Raw genomic sequence first — 17087 nt, 5'->3', positions numbered from 1 at the left:
GCAACCGGCCTTGACTCGGCAAAGCGGCGAAAGCATGTGCTGGGGCATGCAGGACATCGGGAACCACCGGCCCCCACCCCCAGCCCCTCCCCGCAAGGGGGAGGGGGGCAAACCGAAGCTCCAGATCACGCTGTGCGCGCCGCGCGGATTCTGCGCCGGCGTCGACCGCGCCATCCAGATCGTCGAGCTGGCGCTCGAGAAGTACGGGGCGCCGGTGTATGTGCGACACGCCATCGTGCACAACAAATACGTGGTCGAGGGGCTGCGCCGGAAGGGCGCGGTGTTCGTCGAGGAGCTCGACGAGATCCCGCCGTCGGCCGCGCCGGTGGTGTTTTCGGCGCATGGCGTGCCCAAGGCGGTGCCGGCGGACGCCAGGGCGCGCAACATGTTCTTCCTCGATGCCACCTGCCCGCTGGTGAGCAAGGTGCATATCGAGGCCAACCGGCATTTCAACGAGGGCCGCGAGATCGTGCTGATCGGCCATGCCGGACACGTCGAGGTGATCGGCACCATGGGGCAATTGCCCAAGGGCGCCATCACGCTGGTGCAGACGGTGGAGGATGCCGAGGCATTTCAGCCGCGCGACCCCGACAAGCTGGCCTATGTGACGCAGACGACGCTGAGCGTCGACGACACCAGCGCCATCGTGGAGACGCTGCGCCGGCGCTTCCCTGCCATTGCGCTGCCGCACAAGGAGGACATCTGCTACGCCACCACCAACCGCCAGGAGGCGGTGAAGAAGGTGGCGCCGCAGGTGGACGCCATGGTGGTGGTGGGCGCGCCGGAAAGCTCGAACTCGGTGCGGCTGGTGGAGGTGGCGCGCCGCGCCGGCTGCGCGCGCGCCGTGCTGGTGGAGCGGGCCGACCGCATTGACTGGTCGCAGTTCGAGGGGATTTCGACGCTCGGCATCACCGCCGGCGCGTCGGCGCCCGAGACGCTGGTGGACGAGGTGATCGAAGCGTTCGCCGAACGCTTCGCCATCGAGGTCAGCGCGCATGGCGCCGGACGCGAGACGATCGTGTTCAACCTGCCGCGCGAGTTGCGCGGAACGGTGCCCGGCGGGACCACCCCCGCTCCCGCCGCATGACCGACCTCGCCTTGATCGAGACCGAACGGCTGGTGCTGAGCGGCTGGCGGCGCGAGCAGCTCGACGATCTGGTGCGGCTGCATGGCGACCCGGAGATTTCACGCTACTTCACCGCCAGCGGCGCGGCGTGGAGCCGCGAGACATGCGCGCAGAGCCTCGCGCACTGGATCGAGCTGTTCGAAACGCAGCGGCTGGGCAAGCTGCGGGTGACGCGCAAGGCCGACGGCGTGCTGCTCGGCCGGGCCGGCTTCGGCGTGTACGAGGTGACGGGCGAGCCCGAGATCGGCTATGCGCTGTTCCGCGAGCATCAGGGCCATGGCTACGCCACCGAAGCCGCGAGCGCGCTGCGCGACTGGATTTTCCGCGCGACCGATTGGGACCATTTCATCGGCTTTGCCGATGTGCGCAACGCGCCGTCGCTGGCGGTGCTCAGGCGGATCGGCATGCGCGAGACGCATGTGGCCGATGTCGACGGCATGCAGTGCCGGTTCCATGTGCTGGAGGCGGCGGCGTGAGCGCGCGGGTGATCATTCACACCGACGGCGCCTGTTCGGGCAACCCCGGGCCGGGCGGCTGGGGCGCGGTGCTGCAATATGGCGGCACGATCAAGGAGCTGAAGGGCGGCGCGGCGCTGACGACGAACAACCAGATGGAGCTGACCGCCGCGATCGAGGCGCTCAATGCGCTAAAACGGCCGGTGGAGGTGGAGCTCCATACCGACAGCGTCTACGTCAAGGACGGGCTGACCAAATGGATTCACGGCTGGAAGCGCAATGGCTGGCGCACCGCCGACAAGAAGCCGGTGAAGAATCTGGAGCTGTGGCAGGCGCTCGACGCGGCGGTGGCGCGGCATACCATCGCCTGGCATTGGGTGAAGGGCCACAATGGCGACGAGATGAACGAGCGCGCCGACCAATTGGCCAATGAGGGGATGGCGCCGTTCAAGCCGAAAAAGGGCGCGAGGCTGACGCCGCCGGTGTAGCAGTTGGGTGCGTCATCTCGCATCGGTGCTGTGGCTGCCCCCTCCACCACGCTGCGCGTGGTCCCCGTTCCCCGGGAGAGGAACGGCGACTGCGAGTTGATTTGCACGTGAACGCGGGCAGCGCGAATATCCGCCGATGCGCATTGCCCTTGCTGCCTTTGCCTTCATCGCCCTCACCGCCCCTGCCCTGGCGCAGTTTCCGCCGCCGGGCATTTACAGCTGCGCCGGAGACGACGGGGACAAGCTGGGGACGCTGTCGCTGCTGGTGGCGGGCGATTATCAGTGGCAGGCGGCGGATGGCATGGCCAGCAGCGGGCAGATCGCCTCGGCCTCGAACAGCGTCGAGGCGCTGAGCGGGCCGCTGGGCGATGCGCACTGGCAAGGCAGCTTCAGCACCGAGGCCGGCCGAACGACGTTCTCGTTTTCGACCGATAGCGGCAAGGTGAGTTGCCAGTAGCCGGTGGGTGCGGCCCCCACCCCCGTCCCCTCCCCGCAAGGGGGAGGGGAGCCTGACTGCGATATCGGAGTCAGCCGGCGATCTTCGAGAAATCCGCGACGAGATGCATGGTGTTGCGCAGGGCGGCGAGCAGGTGCAGCCGGTTGGCGCGCACGGTGGCGTCCTTGTCGTTGACGAGGACTTGTTCGAAGAAGGTATCGACCGGGGCGCGCAGCGTTGCCAGCGCCGCGATGGCGCCCTTGTAGTCGTTGGCGCGGACCTTTGCGGCGGCCGCCGCGTCGACGGATTCGATGGCGCTGACCAGCGCGTTCTCGGCCTCGAGGGTGAAGACCTCGCGGGCGGCGGTCCTGGGTTCGTAGGTGCGGGCGTCCTTCTTTTCCTCGGCGGCGAGGATGTTGGCGGCGCGCTTGTAGCCGGCGAGGAGGTTCTTGCCGTCGTCGGTCGAGAGCAGCGCGGAGAGCGCTTCGACCCGGCGGGTGATTTCCAGAATGTCGTTGCTGTCCCGGGTGATGACGGCATCGACGAGGTCGTGGCGGGCGCCGGCGTCGCGCAGCGACACCTTCAGGCGGTCGTGGAAGAAGGCAAGCAGATCGGGCTCGACGGCGAGCGGGAAGCTCAACTGGTTGTCGATGACGATGCGGATGACGCCGAGCGCGGCGCGGCGCAGGGCGAAGGGGTCGCGCGAGCCGGTGGGCTTTTCGTCGATGGCCCAGAAGCCGGTGAGCAGATCGAGCTTGTCGGCGAGCGCCACGGCGATGGCGACGGGCTCGGACGGCACGCGGTCGGTGGGGCCGAGCGGCTTGTAGTGGTCGGCGACGGCGTTGGCGACGGCGGGCTTTTCGCCCTGCTTCAGCGCGTAGTAGCGGCCCATGACGCCCTGCAGCTCGGGGAACTCGCCCACCATGCTGGTGGTGAGGTCGGCCTTGGCGAGCATGGCGGCGCGCTTGGCGTCGTCGACGTTCGCGCCGACTTTCGGGGCGATTTCGGCGGCGAGCTTCACCAGCCGCTCGACGCGCTGGAACTGCGTTCCGAGCCTGGCGTGGAACACGGATTCCTCGAGCTTGGGCAGGCCGTGCTCGAGCGGCAGCTTCAGGTCGGTCTCGTAGAAGAATTTCGCATCGGAGAGGCGGGCGCGGATGACGCGCTCGTTGCCGGCGACGATGGTGACGCCGTTGTCGGTGGCGAGATTGTTGGCCGTCAGGATGAAGCGGTTGGCGAGCTTGCCCTTGCTGTCGCGCACGCAGAAGCATTTCTGGTTGGCGCGGATGGTGGCGATGATCACCTCCTCGGGCACCTCGAGGAAGGCCGGATCGAAGGAGCCCATCATCACCACCGGCCATTCGACGAGGCCGGCGACCTCCTCGAGCAGCGCTTCGTCGTGGATGACGCTGAGGCCCTGCGCGAAGGCGAGGTTGTCGGCGTCGGCGCGGATGATGTCCTTGCGGCGGTCGAGGTCGAGCACGACCCTGGCCTTCTCCAGCGCCGCCACGTAGTCGTCGAAGCGGCGGACGCGGATGGGGGCGGGCGCGAGGAAGCGGTGGCCGTAGGTGGTCTGGCCGGATTCGACGCTGCCGGCGCGGAACGGGATGATCGCGGGCTCGTCGTGGTCGGCGCCGAAGGTGGCGGTGATGGCGCGAATGGGCCGCACCCAAATGAGGCCGCCATGGCCCCATTGCATCGACTTGGCCCAGGGGAAGCCGTCAATGACGCGCGGCAGGATGCCGGCGAGCAGCTTTGCCGCCTCGGCGCCCTTTTTCTCGACGACGGCGACGTAGGAGTCGCCCTTCTTGGGGTCGGAGACGATCTTGGCGTCGGCGAGGGAGGCGAGGCCGGCGGCGCGCAGGAAGCCGTCGATGGCCGGCTGCGGGGCGCCGACACGCGGGCCCTTCTTTTCCTCGCGCAGGTCGGGCGAGCGCGCCGGAATGCCGGTGACGGTGAGCGCCAGGCGCCGCGGCGTGACGAAGGCGCGGGCGCCCTCGTAGAGGAGGCCGGCCTCGACCAGCGCGTCGGTGACGGCCTTCTTCAGGTCGTCGGCGGCGCGGCGCTGGAAGCGCGCGGGAATTTCCTCGGAGAACAGTTCAAGCAGCAGTTCAGGCATGTCGGCGACCGGAGTTCTGGGCCCGGACGAGGTAGCAAGGGCGGGGCGTTAAGTCCACCTGTGTGCTGATCAGCGAATGAGCTCGATCCGACAGCCGACGTCGAGCTTCGCCCAGGCCCGATCTGCCGTGAGGGCGATGGCATTCTCGCGTATGGCCAATGCGAGGCAGGCCCGATCGGCGAGCGACAGACCGAAGGGCCGTGTTCGCGCACGAAGCGCTATCGCGGTTTCGGCCAGCCCGAGATCGAAATCGACCGTCTCGACACGGAGTAGAGCCACAGCGCGTCGGGCGTTTTCCAGATCGACTCCCCCGTCGACGAGCTTGCTTCCCACCTCGATCAGGTTGACGGCACTGATGCCCGCATCATGCAGGCGAGCCCCGACATGCCCAGCCCCGGGCTCGTCGTGAAGCAGCGCCAGTGCGGCCGATGCATCGAGCACGAAGCGCATGTCAGGCGGATTCGCGCGCCTGTGCGTCCTCTCGCTCAACTTCGGCATGCCGTTCGGCGAGGAGTTCGTCTACAAGGCCAACCTCGTCCGGCACGTATTTCCGGACCAGTTCCTGTGCCTTGCGGACGCTGGTGTCCCGCGACATCAGTCGAAGTTCCCCGTCGACAATTTCGCCAAAGAGCTGGTCGCCCGGCTGCACCCCGAGTGCCGCGCGCAGATCGGCCGGCAAGAGTACACGTCCGGCGTCCGCAACATCGAGACGGACCGGGGTCGGCCGGCCCGCAAACACGCCGTTGCCGGCAGTACCCTCCCGGACGCCTGCCTGGGCGTTGCGCCAATGATGGTATTGCGTGCTGGCCGTGTTGAAATTGCCGCCCTCGGCGACAACGCGCTCGACCACGCGGGCGCGGCTCGCCAGCCGCCCCTCACGTCTGGTTTCCTCGTCGGCAATGTCCCACACGCGGCGGGTCAGTGTTCCTTCCGCAGGTCTGGCGTAGCTGGTGGTCATTTCACACTCCCGGGTGGAACAGCAGATTTAGGGAGTTAGAAAGAAAATGTCAATTTCTAGAAGTTTCTACCACCCGCCGCCGCCACCGCCGCCGCCGCCACCGCCGGAGCCGCCGCCGCCGGAGAAGCCGGAGCCGCTGGAGGAGGAGGGCTGGGCGGCGATCATGGCGGCGGACATGCCGGAGGCCACCGAGGAGACGGCGCTGGAGAAGCCGCGCGAGCCCGAGGACCAGTCGCCGCCGGTGTACCAGAGCGGCGAGTAGCTGCCGCCGGTGGCGTCGGCGACGGCGTTGCGGGCGAGGTCGGCCTCGAAACGCTGCGACCAGAGCTTTTCGACGCCGAGCGCGATGGCGAAGGGCAGGATCGACTCGAAGCGCTTGATGGTCATCTGCGGCTCGCCCTTGTCGACGTAGTTGAGGCGGTTGGCCTCGGCGGTCTGCAGGTACATCCTGAAGCCCTCGATCTGGTCCATCAGCTTGCGGCCCGCGACGGTGGGCGCGCGCATCAGGAAGGCGAAGACGATCTCGACGATGATGATCGAGGCGGCGCCGACCAGGCCGAGGTCGATGCGCATGCCGGAAACGAAGCTCAGCGCCGAGCCGGCGAGGTTGAAGCCGACGATGCCGATCCAGACGATCAGGAACACCCGGCCGACGACGCTGCCGCCGCCGTGATTGCCGAAGACGCCGACGACGACGCCCACCACGATGGCGACGATCACGGCGACGATGAGCATGCCGAAATCGATGACGTCGAGCCAGACCAGGCCGAGCAGCAGCACCGCCGCCAGGGCGACGCCGAGCAGTGTGTAGGCGACGTTGTTCCTGAAATAGGTCTCGCCGCTCTTGCCCTTGATCTCGGAGACCAGCGCCGAGCGGCGGGTGTTGAGCGCCGGGCCGTCGGTCTTGTCGAGGCTGACGCTGCCGCGCGCCTTGATGAACTCGTAGACGCTGCCCTCGCCGGGCGGCAGCGCGGCGGCGGGCGACGCATTGGTGGCGTTGATGGTGGTGGATTTGCCGGCGGTGTCGATAGTGACGAGGCCCTTGACGCCCAGATCGAAGATCGAGGCGGTGAGCGCCGTCCAGCCGTTCTGCTTGAAGCCCATGCCGGAGATGTAGTGCACCTGCGCCGGATCGAGCCCCTCGGGCGGATGAAACAGCGGGATGATGGTGCCCTTTTTCGGATCGCGACCGACGGCGTTCCAGGCCCAGAGGTTGTAGCCGAGCACGATGAGCGCGGCGAGCAGCGGGAACACCAGCTCGCGATGATCCGACAGCCAGTCGGCCAGCGCGGCGGCGCCCTGCGGCTCGACCAGAATGCCCTTCTGGAACTCGACGGCGACGCTCATGCCCTCGCCGGCGCGCAGCTCGCGCTGGGCGACGAAGCTGGCGGTATTGCCGCCATCGGTGCTGGCGGTCACGGCCTTTTCCGGCGAGCCGGCGACGCCGGTGTAGCCGACGACGCCGGAGATCCTGGCGCCCGCGGGCAGGGTGATCTCGGCGGTGGCCTTGAGGATGGGGAAGGCCCAGTAATTGCCGGTGGCGTTCCAGTAGAGCTCGTCATGGTCGGCGAAGAAGCGCCCCATGCGGCTCATGGTGTAGTGGATCTGGTAGGTGTGGATGCCGTCGTCGAGCCAGGTGTCGGCGTCGCCGATCTTGATGCGCTTGAAGCCGGCGCCGAGGCCCTCGAGCGAATAGGGCTCGGGCTTGCCGTCGCGGAACACCGATTTGACGTCGAGGTCGGAGCGCTGGCGCGACTTGTCGTCGTTGATGAGCTGGGTGGGAATGTCGCGATAGATGCCGTGGCGGATCTGGCTGCCCTCGGCGTTGACGGCGATGGTCTCGACCACGTCGACGGTGCCGTCGGCGGCGAGCGTCACCTTGCTGTCGAAGGACTGGATGGCCTCGACTGCAAAAGCGGGGGCGGCGAATACCACCAGCGTCGCGAGGACCAGCGCCAGTTGCCGAGCCACCGCAAGGGCAAGGCTGCCAAGCCAGCGTGCTGCGGGGATCAGGCCCATGAATCGTGCTCCGTGGCGACGCCGCACCGGATTCCCGCTTGCGCGGGAATGACGATGCGGTGGGTGATGGCCGTTGGCGAGTGCCCTAGAACTTCACCGTGGGCACGGCGCGGTCGGCGGGATTGTCGATCTCGAAGAACTGCACCTTCTCGAAGTGGAAGATGTTGGCGAGAATGTTGGAGGGGAAGGATTCGACCGCGGTGTTCAAATCGCGGGCAGTGCCGTTGTAGTAGCGGCGCGACAGCTGGATCTCGTTCTCGGTGTTGCTGAGCTCGCCCTGGAACTGCAGGAAGTTCTGGCTGGCCTTGAGGTCGGGATAGGATTCGGCGACCGCCATCAGCTTGCCGAGCGCCTGCGACAGCATGCCTTCGGCCTGAGCGCGCTGCTCGGGAGTGCCGTTCTGCGCCGCGATGGCGCTGGTGCGGGCCTTGGTGACGGCCTCGAGCGTATCGCGCTCGTGCGCCATGTAGCCCTTCACCGCTTCCAGCAGATTGGGGATGAGGTCGGCGCGCCGCTTGAGCTGCACGTCGATGCCCGACCAGCCCTCCTGCGTGAGCTGCCGCTGACGGACCAAATTGTTGTAGGCGACGACGGCGTAGCCGAGCACGACCACGACGATGACGAGAACGATCCAGCCGATCATGAAAGCCTCCACAGGCGCGCCCCTCGCGCCGAGCACCGCCGGACATTGGCACCGGCGCGCGGACGCTGCAACTGACGCAGAACGGCTGAATGGCGGATGAACACCGATCTGTAAATCCGCCAAGCGGTGGACGGCGGCAGCCCGGCAGGTCAGGATGGCGGCTTTATCGCCGGGGGGAGCACAGGATGGCCGACGACATCGAGATACGCGAGCTCAGGGGGCTTGCGGAGATTTGCACGATCTATCCGCTCTACAGCCAGTCGGGCGCGCTGCCCGAAGCGCTGTTTGCCGAGCGGCTGGCGGCCATGCTGGCGCAGGGCAATTACCGCTGCATCGCCGCCTGGCAAGGAGAGCGGATGGTGGGCGTCGCCGGGTTCTGGACCGGCACGCAATTGTGGTCGGGCCGCTATGTCGAGGCGGACCACCTGGTGGTGGACAGGGAATTGCGCAGCCGCGGCATCGGGGCAAAACTGATGGCGTGGATCGAGGCGGAGGCGCGGCGGCTCGGCTGCGACATCACGCGGGCGGGAATGATCCTGGGGCGCGAGCGCACGCACCATTTCTACCAGCGCAGCGGCTATTCCGACGACAGCCTGGTGGTGATCAAGCCGCTGAGCGCCTGGGCCGATGGCGAGTTTCCCGAGGCGGCGGCGCATCGGACGGCGACGGAGGAGTGAGGACTGCACATCTGGTGCGCGCGGCCCCCACCCCCGGCCCCTCCCCGCAGGGGGGAGGGGGGCGATGGAGCCGCAGGCACAGTGATGCAGTCAGGCTCCCCTCCCCCCTTGCGGGGAGGGGCTGGGGGTGGGGGCGGCAATCACAGCATGCCGGTCGCAGCGTCAGCCGGCTTCGGGGCATTGCAGCTCGATCTTCAGGCCTTCGGGGCCGGAGACGAAGAGCTGGCGGATGCCGCTGCCGGGGATGCCGCCTTCGGTGTAGGCGAGGCCGGCGGCGTCGAGGCGGGCCTTTTCGGTCGCGAAGTCGAAGGGAGCGAAGGCGAGGTGGTCGATCCAGCCGCGGCCACCCATGCCGCCGGCGCGGGTCTGCATGTGGATGACCGGCTCCTCGCCCAGATACAGCCAATAGCCCTCGAAGCCGAAGGGCGGACGGAAGCCCTGGCGCAGATCGGGCAGCACGGCGAGCAGGAAGTCGCGCGCCGCCTCGAGATCCTCGGCGTGGATGTTGACGTGGTCGAGGGCGATCATGGGATTTTCGTGCCCTCGAAACCGGCAGGCGTCAAGGGCGGCGCGTGGACCGGGCCGGCCGCCGCTGCTATCGTCGGGCCGCGTCAGGATCGGCGGGAGACCCGCGATGGGGAGCGACATCGAGCTGCGCGAGCTGGTGGGGCTCGCCGAGATGCGGAGCATGCGGCCGCTGATCCAGCAATCCAATCCCGAGCTGGACGAAGCGACGTTCGAGGCGCGGCTGGCCCTCATGCTCGAGGCCGGCGGCTACCGCTGCGTCGCCGCCTATCGCGACGGCGCCATGGTGGGCGTTTCCGGCTTCTGGACCGGCGTGGCGCTGTGGTGCGGCCGCTATGTCGAGCCGGACAATGTGGTGGTCGACCAGGCGCAGCGCAGCGCCGGCATCGGCGCGAGGCTGATGGCCTGGATCGAGGCGGAGGCGGAGCGGCTGGGCTGCGAGATCGTGAAGCTCGAGACCTATGCGGCGCGGACCCGCACCCGCGCCTTCTATCGGCGCGAGGGCTACGAGGAGCCCGGCGTGGTGATGATCAAGGTGCTGCCGGCCGGCCAGAAGACCGCCGCGGCGCTCAGGGCGAAGGCCAGCTCGTAGCGTCAGGCGCCGCCGCCGGCGGTCTGCAGCCAGGCGGCGCCGCAGGCCTTGGCGAGCTCGCGGATGCGCAGGATGTAGCTCTGCCGCTCGGTGACCGAGATGACGCCGCGGGCGTCGAGCAGGTTGAAATTGTGGCTGGCCTTGATCACCTGCTCATAGGCCGGCAGCGCCAGCGCATGGTGGCCGTCGGGGCCGGCCCCCTGCCCTTTTTCGAGCAGCGCCTTGCACTCGGCCTCGGCGTCGGCGAAGTGGCGGAACAGCATGTCGGTGTCGGCGGCCTCGAAATTGTAGCGCGACTGCTCCTGCTCGTTCTGCAGGAACACATCGCCATAGGTGACCTTGTCGTTGCCGCCGCCGTTGAAATTGAGGTCGTAGACGTTCTCGACGCCCTGCACGTACATGGCGAGGCGCTCGAGGCCGTAGGTGATCTCGCCCGGCACCGGGTTGCACTCGAAGCCGGCGACCTGCTGGAAGTAGGTGAACTGGCTGACCTCCATGCCGTCGCACCAGCATTCCCAGCCCAGCCCCCAGGCGCCCAGCGTCGGGCTCTCCCAATCGTCCTCGACGAAGCGGATGTCGTGCAGGGTCGAATCGAGGCCGATCTCGGCCAGCGATTGCAGATACAGCTCCTGGATGTTGTCGGGCGACGGCTTCAGGATCACCTGGAACTGGTAGTAGTGCTGCAGGCGGTTGGGGTTTTCGCCATAGCGGCCGTCCTTGGGGCGGCGCGAGGGCTGCACATAGGCGGCGCTCCACGGCTTCGGGCCGAGCGCGCGCAGCGTGGTGGCGGGGTGGAAGGTGCCGGCGCCCATCTGCATGTCGTAGGGCTGCAGGATGACGCAGCCCTGGTCGGCCCAGAAGCGCTGCAGCGTGAGGATGAGGCCCTGGAACGAGGTCCGGGGGTCCATGTCGGCGGGGGTATTCGGCATCTTGTCTGTGGTCCGTCGGAATGCGGCCGGACCCTAGTTGGCGCTGGGCCGGGGGTCAATTGCGCCGGCGGAAATCGGGGCGGCGGGCTACATCAGGCCGCGGCCGGCGAAGCGGGCGACGGCCTGGGCGCGGTTGACGGCGCCGAGCTTGCGGCGGGCGTTGTTGAGGTGGAAGCGCACCGTAGGCTCGGAAATGCCGAGCAGCGCCGCGATCTGCCAGTCGGTGCGGCCATCGGCGACGAAGGCGAGGCAATCGCGCTCGCGGCCAGTGAGCGCCGGCAGGTCGCCGGCGGGCCGGGCGAACTCCATCAGCCGCTCGGTGAGCACGAGGCCGGCCAGATGGATGGCGCGGGCTTCGTCGGCAGCGAAATCGCGCCGGGCGAAACCCAGATGCAGCGAAGCGATGGCGCGATCGGGGCCGTAGGAGGTGGCGCATAGCGCCTCGCCGATGCCGGCCTCGCCCATGGCGTCCCAATAGGAGCCGAAGGCGCGGCCGCCATGCGGGGCGAAATCGGAGAAGCGGTAGCGGGTGCGGCTCTCGCGGATGGCGCCGAGCAGCGGATTGCAGGTGAAGCAGACATAGTTGAAGGCGGCGCTGCCGACCCAGTCGTGCGGGGCGATGCGGGCAACGACGCCGCCGGCGGCCCAATGCGTCTCGGAGGTGAGCGCCACCTCCGGACGGCGATAGAGCCGGGTCTGCAGATAGGTGGCGCCGAGCGGCGACAGCGCTTCGAAGAAGCGCCGGCTGGCCGCTTCGGGCGTGTCGGCGGCGAGCACGGCTTCGATCTCGGCGAGGGTTCTCGAGAGCATGGAGCGGCGATCCTCGGGGCGGCAGAGTGTGCCATGACGGCCCACCGAGCGCAAATATGGCGGCCGATGCGGTCGCGGTGTCCGCCGGTGTGCAAAACCGTTCTATCCCTATCGAATCCGAGAGTTGGCCTACCGGCCTGGGCCGCCTACGTTTTTGCCCGGCATCGAGGCGACTGCCGGGGGACGAAGCGTGGGATTTGCGAGGCGACATCGGCTGGGGCTGGTCACGGCAATGCTGCTGGCGTCGGCGGCGCCGGCATGGGCGGCGGATGTCACCGGCGGCCTCGACATCGTAACGGGCGGATCGCTCGACACCACCGGCAATGTGACGGATGTGTCGCAGAAGCCGGCGGTGCGCTCGACCGGCAGCATCGTGTCGTTCCTCAACGAGGGCGGCGGCAACATTTTCGGGACCAAGAGCACCGGCGTCTTCATCGGCTACAATGGCAGCCCGGACTCGGCGAACGCCGCCAATGTGGCGAGCTTCGTCAACCACGGGACGATCCGTGGCGGCGACGCAAGCTATGCGGGCGCGCTCAGGATCGGTGGCGACGTCGGCGACTTCACCAATGACGGCACGATCGCGGCGACCCGCTACGATACGATCTACATCACCGGCAATGTCACCGGCACCTTCACCAACGCGCTCAACGGCTCGATCACCGGCGATTCCGACGACGTGCTGGTGTTTCACGGCACGGTTGCGACCTTCGTCAACGCCGGCACGATCCGCAACACGGCGGCGGACAGCGGCGACGACGCGCTGGTGGCCACCGGACGGGTCGGCAGCCTCACCAACAGCGGCACCATCGAGGCCGCCAATGGCGAGGCGGTGTGGCTGCGCAACGGCGCCGACAGCATCGTCAACAGCGGCACGCTGTCGGGTACGACGGGCATCGTGGTGTTCGATGCGAGCGCGGCAGCGGTGCACGTCACCAATAGCGGCCGGATCGTGGGCAGCAGCGGCACCGCCATGCTCCTCACCGACAACAACGACACGGTGACGCTGGTCACCGGCTCGACCACCACCGGCATCGTGGACGGCAGGGGCAGCGGCGACACCGACACGCTGGTGCTCGACGGCACGACGAGCGGCAGCTTCGCCATCAGCCAGCTCGTCAATTTCGAGGCGATCGCCAAGCAGGGCACGGGCAAATGGTCGCTAAGCGGCGACAACGCCGCGGCGATGGTCGCGACGATCGATGCGGGACTGCTCAGCATCAATGGCGACATGCACAACACCGCGATCACGGTGAACGGCGGCGGCACGCTGGGCGGCAACGGCACGGTCGGCGCGGTCGACGTGCGGGCGAACGGGCATGTGGCGCCGGGCAATTCGGTGGGCATGCTCCACACCGGCGCCATCGTGTTCGGCAACGACAGCTTCTACGATGTCGAGATCGACGGCGCGACCGCCGACCGGATCGTGGCGGCGGGAACGGCGTTCATCGGCAGCAACGTCACGCTGAACGTGACCGGCACGCCCGCCGCATGCGGCAACCTTTCGCTGCCGATCCTCACCAGCACCGGGCGGACGGGCACGTTCTCGCTCAGCACGCTGCTCAGCAATGTGTCGCTGAGCTACGATGCGACCAGCGCCTATCTCGACATCAGCAACGGCGTCGGCCGGCTGTTCACGGGCTTCACCAACACGCCGAACCAGGCGAGCACGGCGGCGGCGCTCGACGCCATGGGCTGCGCCAGCCAGCCCTACGCGGCGCAGCTTGCGGCGCTGAGCGATGCCGAGGTGCCGGCGGCGATGGATGCGCTGTCGGGCGCCGGGCATGCGGGCGTTGCCGGCGCGCTGGTCGAGGGCAGCCAGGCGCTGCCGCAGGCGATCAACAGCCGCATCGAGCAGGCGTTCGCCGCGCTCGACACCCGCGGCATGGTCAGCGCCTATGGCGCCGGACCGATGCTGCTCGGCCAGATCGAGGGCGTGACGGTGTGGGGCGCCGGCTATGGCGGGCTCGCGGCGCAGGCCGGCAATGGCAACGCCATGGGCTGGCAGAGCGGCGCCAGCGGCTTCGTGCTGGGCGCCGACGGCAAGGTGAACGAGGACGTGCGGCTCGGCGTGCTGGGCGGCATCGGCATCACCGGCATCGGCGCGCAGGCGCTGACCGGCAGCAGCACCGATGTGAGCGGCGCCGTCTATGGCGGGGCCCGGCTGGGCGTGGTGACGCTCAAGGCCGGGGCGGCCTATACGCGGCACCTGATCCAGACCAGCCGCTCGATCGTGTTCCCCGGCGTCAGCGACACGGTCACGGCGTCGTACGCCGCCGGCACGGCGCAGCTTTTTGCCGAACTCAGCCGCGATTTCGCGGTGGGCGGCATGACGCTGACGCCGTTCGCGCGCGTCGATGCGGTGAACCACGCGACCGATGCCTTCACCGAAACCGGCGGCCAGGGGCAGCTGCACAGCGCCGCGAGCGTGGTCAACGCGCTGTTCGTGACGCTGGGCGTGGCGGGCGAGGACAAGTTCGTGCTGGGCGATACGCTGCTGGTGACGGCGCGGGGCAGCCTCGGCTGGCGGCATGCGTTCGGCGGCGGCATCGACATCGCCAACAGCTTTGCCGGCAGCGGGCCGTTCGGCCTCAGTGGAACGGCGGTCGCCTCGGATGCGGCGGTGCTGGAGGCGCGCGCGGTGCTCGACCTCAGCGAGAGCACCAGCCTGTCGCTGGGCTATAGCGGCATGCTGGGCAGCGGGCTGGCGTCGGGCGGGCTGACGGCGACGCTGGCGGGCCGGTTCTAGCGCTGCAGGAATTCGGCGAGGAACGGCGGGGCGAGGCGCGGGCGGACGCCGACGTCGTCGCACAGCCGCGGGTCGCGGTGCTGGAACCGCCAGCGCAATTGCAGGCGGCGGAGCCGGCGGCGCAGCAGCCGGGCGTGGGCGGCAAGGCGGATGGCAGCGCGCGGCTCGGCGTCGCTGGCAATGGCTGGCGCAGTCAGGATCAGGGTCATGGCGATCTCCCTCGGCATGGGAGAAGGCTAGCAGCGGGCGCGGCGGGCATTTGTCAGCCGGACCGGCGACAATCGCGTGTCCTCCGAACGGAGGACGGCTCAGACCGGGGCGAACGCCGTCAGCAGCACGCGCACCAGCGCCGGCTGGGTGCGCACGCCGGTCTTGTCGAAGACGCGGTTGAGATGGGTCCGCGCGGTGTTGGCGCTGATGCCCATGCACGCCGCGATCTCGCCCAGACTCAGGCCCTCCGAGACGAGGCCGGCGAGGGTGCGCTGCGCCGGAGACAGGCCGTAGATGCGGGCCGCCATGTCGAGGCGCTGCTCGTTGGCGCGCTGCTCGCCGAGCGAGAACAGGATGAGGCCGGCGTCGGCGATGATCCAGTAGATGCGGGTGGCGAGCCCCTCTCCTGCTTCGGCGAGAATCGGCAGCGCACCATGGGTCGACATGTAGGTGCGATCGAGCGCCGCCGCCCAGGCGATGGCCTCGGTCAGCTGCCGGTCCAGCCGGCGGTCGCGGAAGCGCAGCGCGCCGTTGCGGATGACGAGGTTGTCGTCGGCGGCGAGCGCCGTTCTGGCACTGGCGCTGGCCCATCGGACGCGGCCGTCGGTATCGAGGTGAAAGATGTTGAGGCCGCCGGCGGCGCCGGCGAGAAAGCCGAGAAAAGCAATCTTCCACTGGCCATCGTGCCGCTCGAAGACGCGCATCTCGCGGGTGAGGCCGGTGCCGCCCTCGGCCACCTCCGGCCCGGGATAATGCTGTTCGAACGTGGCCCAGGCCATGTCGGCGCCGATGCGCAGCGAGAGGTTGTGCACCGTCGTGTCGTAGGCGTAGTTCGGCCGCGGGCGCGGACCGCTGTCGCGCATGCGAGCCTGCAATTCGTCCCAGCCGCGGCGCACGAAGATGCCTCCCGACTGCCACCAGCCCCAGCGCGTGGTGTAGTCGGCATGCACGAAGCAGCTTTCCCACGCCTCGAAATCGCCGGTCCAGACGGCGATGCGGTTGCGCTCGATGAGCGCGAGGATGGCGGCTTCGTCGGCGGCTTTATCCGGCATGGCGGCCCCTCCCGCGATGATCCGGCCGCATCATAGCGGCCCCGCCGGTCGCGGCGAGTCCCCGCAACGGAGGACAGCACTAGAGCGGGGCGATGGCGGTGAGCAGCACGCGCACCAGCGCCGACTGGGTACGGACGCCGACCTTGTCGAAGACGCGGTTGAGGTGGGTGCGGGCGGTGTTGACGGTAACGCCCATGCGGCGGGCGATCTCGGCCAGCGCCAGGCCTTCGACCACCAGCGCGGCGAGCCGCTGCTCCGGGCGGGTGACGCGGCTCACGCGTCCGGCGGGCGGACGGGGCCGGCGAGGAGGCCGCCTTCGACCGGCAGGGTGATACCGGTGATCCAGGCGGCGTCGGCGGAGGCGAGGAAGGCGACGGCGGCGGCGATGTCGGCCGGCTCGCCGACGCGGCCGAGCGGATACAGGCGGGCGAAGCGTTCGAGGTCGCGCTCGCGGCCGTCCCAAGCGCGGGTGCGGATGGTGCCGGGGGTGACGAGGTTGAAGCGCAGCCCGCGCGGGCCGTAGCGCAGAGCGAGGTTCTTGATGAGGATTTCGAGGCCGGCCTTGGCCGCCGAATAGGGGTAGCCGCCGATGGCGGCGTTGCCGTTGACCGAGCCGATGCCGACGACGTTGCTGCCGGGGCCGGCGGCGAGCAGATGCGGCAGCGCGGCGCGGATGCAGCGGAAGGTGCCGGTGAGGTTGACGTCGAGCTTCTGCTCCCACAGCTCGTCGCTGATCTGGTCGAAGACCGGCTCGCTCCAGTCGCCGCCGGCGGTGGCGACGAGGATATCGAGGCGGCCGAAATGCGCGGCGGCCGCGGCGATCGAAGCGTCGACCGAGTCGCGGCGGGTGACGTCGCAGGTGGTGGCGATGGCGGTGCCGCCATTGGCGGCGATGTCGTCGGCGACCTGCCGGGCGGCGGCCTCGTCGATGTCGGAGACGGCGACCGCCCCGCCCTCTTTCGCCAGGCGCAGGCAGGTGGCGCGGCCGATGCCATGGCCGCCGCCAGTGACGTAGATGGCGCGCCGCTCGAACCGCATCGAAACTCTCCTCGGATGGGGTGGCGGGGTGCCGGGCCTAGCGCTCGTCGCCGGGCGGGCGGAAGGTGCCGTCCTTGTCGCGTTTGAGGGTAATGACGCCGGGGGCGGCGCGTTCCCTGAGGTCGCGCTCGCGGACCTGCTTTTCCTCGACGCGGAACTGCCTGGTCCAGTCACGCCAGATGCGGCGGATGCCGAAATAGATGGCGCCGAAGACGATGACGATGACGATGAGGCGGATGAGGAAGCCGGTCATGCGACGAG

The 17087-nt window shown here is 68.9% G+C and carries 20 protein-coding genes; 7 read left to right on the top strand and 13 right to left on the bottom strand.

Features of this window, described 5'->3' with window-relative positions; translation table 11 throughout:
• Positions 1–46: 46 nt before the first annotated feature.
• The 4 genes from ispH to BGO82_RS03275 all read left to right on the top strand — a co-directional run bounded on the left by ispH (position 47) and on the right by BGO82_RS03275 (position 2526).
• Positions 47–1087 (top strand): 4-hydroxy-3-methylbut-2-enyl diphosphate reductase, encoded by a 1041-nt coding sequence (gene ispH, locus BGO82_RS03290; protein ID WP_291304121.1) that lies wholly within the window; start codon positions 47–49, stop codon positions 1085–1087.
• Positions 1084–1602, top strand: coding sequence for a GNAT family N-acetyltransferase (locus tag BGO82_RS03285; RefSeq protein WP_291304120.1), 519 nt, complete (start codon positions 1084–1086; stop codon positions 1600–1602). The genes ispH and BGO82_RS03285 overlap by 4 nt, the downstream gene beginning before the upstream one ends.
• On the top strand, positions 1599–2069 hold the full coding sequence (gene rnhA / locus BGO82_RS03280) for a ribonuclease HI (RefSeq protein ID WP_291304119.1): 471 nt from the start codon (positions 1599–1601) through the stop codon (positions 2067–2069). Before BGO82_RS03285 ends, rnhA begins: the two co-directional genes overlap by 4 nt.
• A gap of 136 nt (positions 2070–2205) precedes the next feature.
• Positions 2206–2526, top strand: coding sequence for a hypothetical protein (locus BGO82_RS03275; protein WP_291304118.1), 321 nt, complete (start codon positions 2206–2208; stop codon positions 2524–2526).
• Between the two features lie 70 nt (positions 2527–2596).
• Here the strand turns inward: BGO82_RS03275 and glyS are convergent, their stop codons facing one another.
• The 5 genes from glyS to BGO82_RS03250 form a co-directional block, all read right to left on the bottom strand.
• Positions 2597–4624 carry a glycine--tRNA ligase subunit beta gene (glyS, locus tag BGO82_RS03270; protein ID WP_291304117.1) on the bottom strand — a complete coding sequence of 676 codons (2028 nt, stop codon included), beginning with the start codon at positions 4622–4624 and terminating at the stop codon, positions 2597–2599.
• Between the two features lie 69 nt (positions 4625–4693).
• Positions 4694–5074, bottom strand: coding sequence for a type II toxin-antitoxin system VapC family toxin (locus BGO82_RS03265; RefSeq protein ID WP_291304116.1), 381 nt, complete (start codon positions 5072–5074; stop codon positions 4694–4696).
• A 1-nt stretch (position 5075) separates the two neighbouring features.
• Positions 5076–5582: an AbrB/MazE/SpoVT family DNA-binding domain-containing protein gene (locus tag BGO82_RS03260; protein WP_291304115.1), complete on the bottom strand. Its 507-nt coding sequence runs from the start codon at positions 5580–5582 to the stop codon at positions 5076–5078.
• Between the two features lie 66 nt (positions 5583–5648).
• On the bottom strand, positions 5649–7601 hold the full coding sequence (locus tag BGO82_RS03255; RefSeq protein ID WP_291304114.1) for a DUF2207 domain-containing protein: 1953 nt from the start codon (positions 7599–7601) through the stop codon (positions 5649–5651).
• An 85-nt stretch (positions 7602–7686) separates the two neighbouring features.
• The gene (locus tag BGO82_RS03250; protein WP_291304113.1) at positions 7687–8244 is read right to left on the bottom strand and encodes a LemA family protein; all 558 of its coding nucleotides are present in this window, start codon (positions 8242–8244) and stop codon (positions 7687–7689) included.
• Positions 8245–8429: 185 nt separating this feature from the next.
• On the opposite strand from BGO82_RS03250, the gene BGO82_RS03245 reads away from it, so the two are divergent.
• On the top strand, positions 8430–8921 hold the full coding sequence (locus BGO82_RS03245; protein WP_291304112.1) for a GNAT family N-acetyltransferase: 492 nt from the start codon (positions 8430–8432) through the stop codon (positions 8919–8921).
• 162 nt (positions 8922–9083) lie between these two features.
• Here the strand turns inward: BGO82_RS03245 and BGO82_RS03240 are convergent, their stop codons facing one another.
• On the bottom strand, positions 9084–9449 hold the full coding sequence (locus BGO82_RS03240) for a glyoxalase (protein WP_291304111.1): 366 nt from the start codon (positions 9447–9449) through the stop codon (positions 9084–9086).
• Positions 9450–9555: 106 nt separating this feature from the next.
• Between BGO82_RS03240 and BGO82_RS03235 the strand changes: the two genes are divergently transcribed.
• Positions 9556–10038 (top strand): GNAT family N-acetyltransferase, encoded by a 483-nt coding sequence (locus tag BGO82_RS03235; RefSeq protein WP_291304110.1) that lies wholly within the window; start codon positions 9556–9558, stop codon positions 10036–10038.
• A 2-nt stretch (positions 10039–10040) separates the two neighbouring features.
• Here the strand turns inward: BGO82_RS03235 and BGO82_RS03230 are convergent, their stop codons facing one another.
• Both BGO82_RS03230 and BGO82_RS03225 read right to left on the bottom strand, forming a co-directional pair.
• Positions 10041–10946 (bottom strand): glycine--tRNA ligase subunit alpha, encoded by a 906-nt coding sequence (locus tag BGO82_RS03230; protein WP_291304435.1) that lies wholly within the window; start codon positions 10944–10946, stop codon positions 10041–10043.
• 108 nt (positions 10947–11054) lie between these two features.
• A complete protein-coding gene (locus BGO82_RS03225) occupies positions 11055–11777 on the bottom strand; it encodes a LuxR family transcriptional regulator (protein WP_291304109.1) in 723 nt (240 codons plus the stop codon).
• Positions 11778–11967: 190 nt separating this feature from the next.
• On the opposite strand from BGO82_RS03225, the gene BGO82_RS03220 reads away from it, so the two are divergent.
• Positions 11968–14526, top strand: coding sequence for an autotransporter domain-containing protein (locus BGO82_RS03220; protein ID WP_291304108.1), 2559 nt, complete (start codon positions 11968–11970; stop codon positions 14524–14526).
• Here the strand turns inward: BGO82_RS03220 and BGO82_RS03215 are convergent.
• The 5 genes from BGO82_RS03215 to BGO82_RS03195 form a co-directional block, all read right to left on the bottom strand.
• The gene (locus BGO82_RS03215; RefSeq protein ID WP_291304107.1) at positions 14523–14735 is read right to left on the bottom strand and encodes a hypothetical protein; all 213 of its coding nucleotides are present in this window, start codon (positions 14733–14735) and stop codon (positions 14523–14525) included. The two genes, BGO82_RS03220 and BGO82_RS03215, sit on opposite strands and share 4 nt — an antisense overlap.
• Before the next feature lie 99 nt (positions 14736–14834).
• Positions 14835–15788 (bottom strand): LuxR C-terminal-related transcriptional regulator, encoded by a 954-nt coding sequence (locus tag BGO82_RS03210; RefSeq protein WP_291304106.1) that lies wholly within the window; start codon positions 15786–15788, stop codon positions 14835–14837.
• A gap of 79 nt (positions 15789–15867) precedes the next feature.
• Positions 15868–16065, bottom strand: a complete 198-nt coding sequence (locus BGO82_RS03205; protein ID WP_291304105.1) for a LuxR C-terminal-related transcriptional regulator — start codon at positions 16063–16065, stop codon at positions 15868–15870.
• Entirely contained in the window at positions 16062–16826 is a 765-nt protein-coding gene (locus tag BGO82_RS03200; protein ID WP_291304104.1) for an SDR family NAD(P)-dependent oxidoreductase, read from the bottom strand. The genes BGO82_RS03205 and BGO82_RS03200 overlap by 4 nt, the downstream gene beginning before the upstream one ends.
• 37 nt (positions 16827–16863) lie before the next feature.
• A complete protein-coding gene (locus BGO82_RS03195) occupies positions 16864–17079 on the bottom strand; it encodes a hypothetical protein (RefSeq protein WP_291304103.1) in 216 nt (71 codons plus the stop codon).
• Positions 17080–17087 lie beyond the last annotated feature (8 nt).

This window comes from Devosia sp. 67-54 (assembly GCF_001899075.1).
Classification (GTDB): domain Bacteria; phylum Pseudomonadota; class Alphaproteobacteria; order Rhizobiales; family Devosiaceae; genus Devosia_A.
The sequence above is the reverse complement of the archived record's forward strand: the minus strand, read 5'-3'. Positions and strand labels throughout refer to the sequence as shown.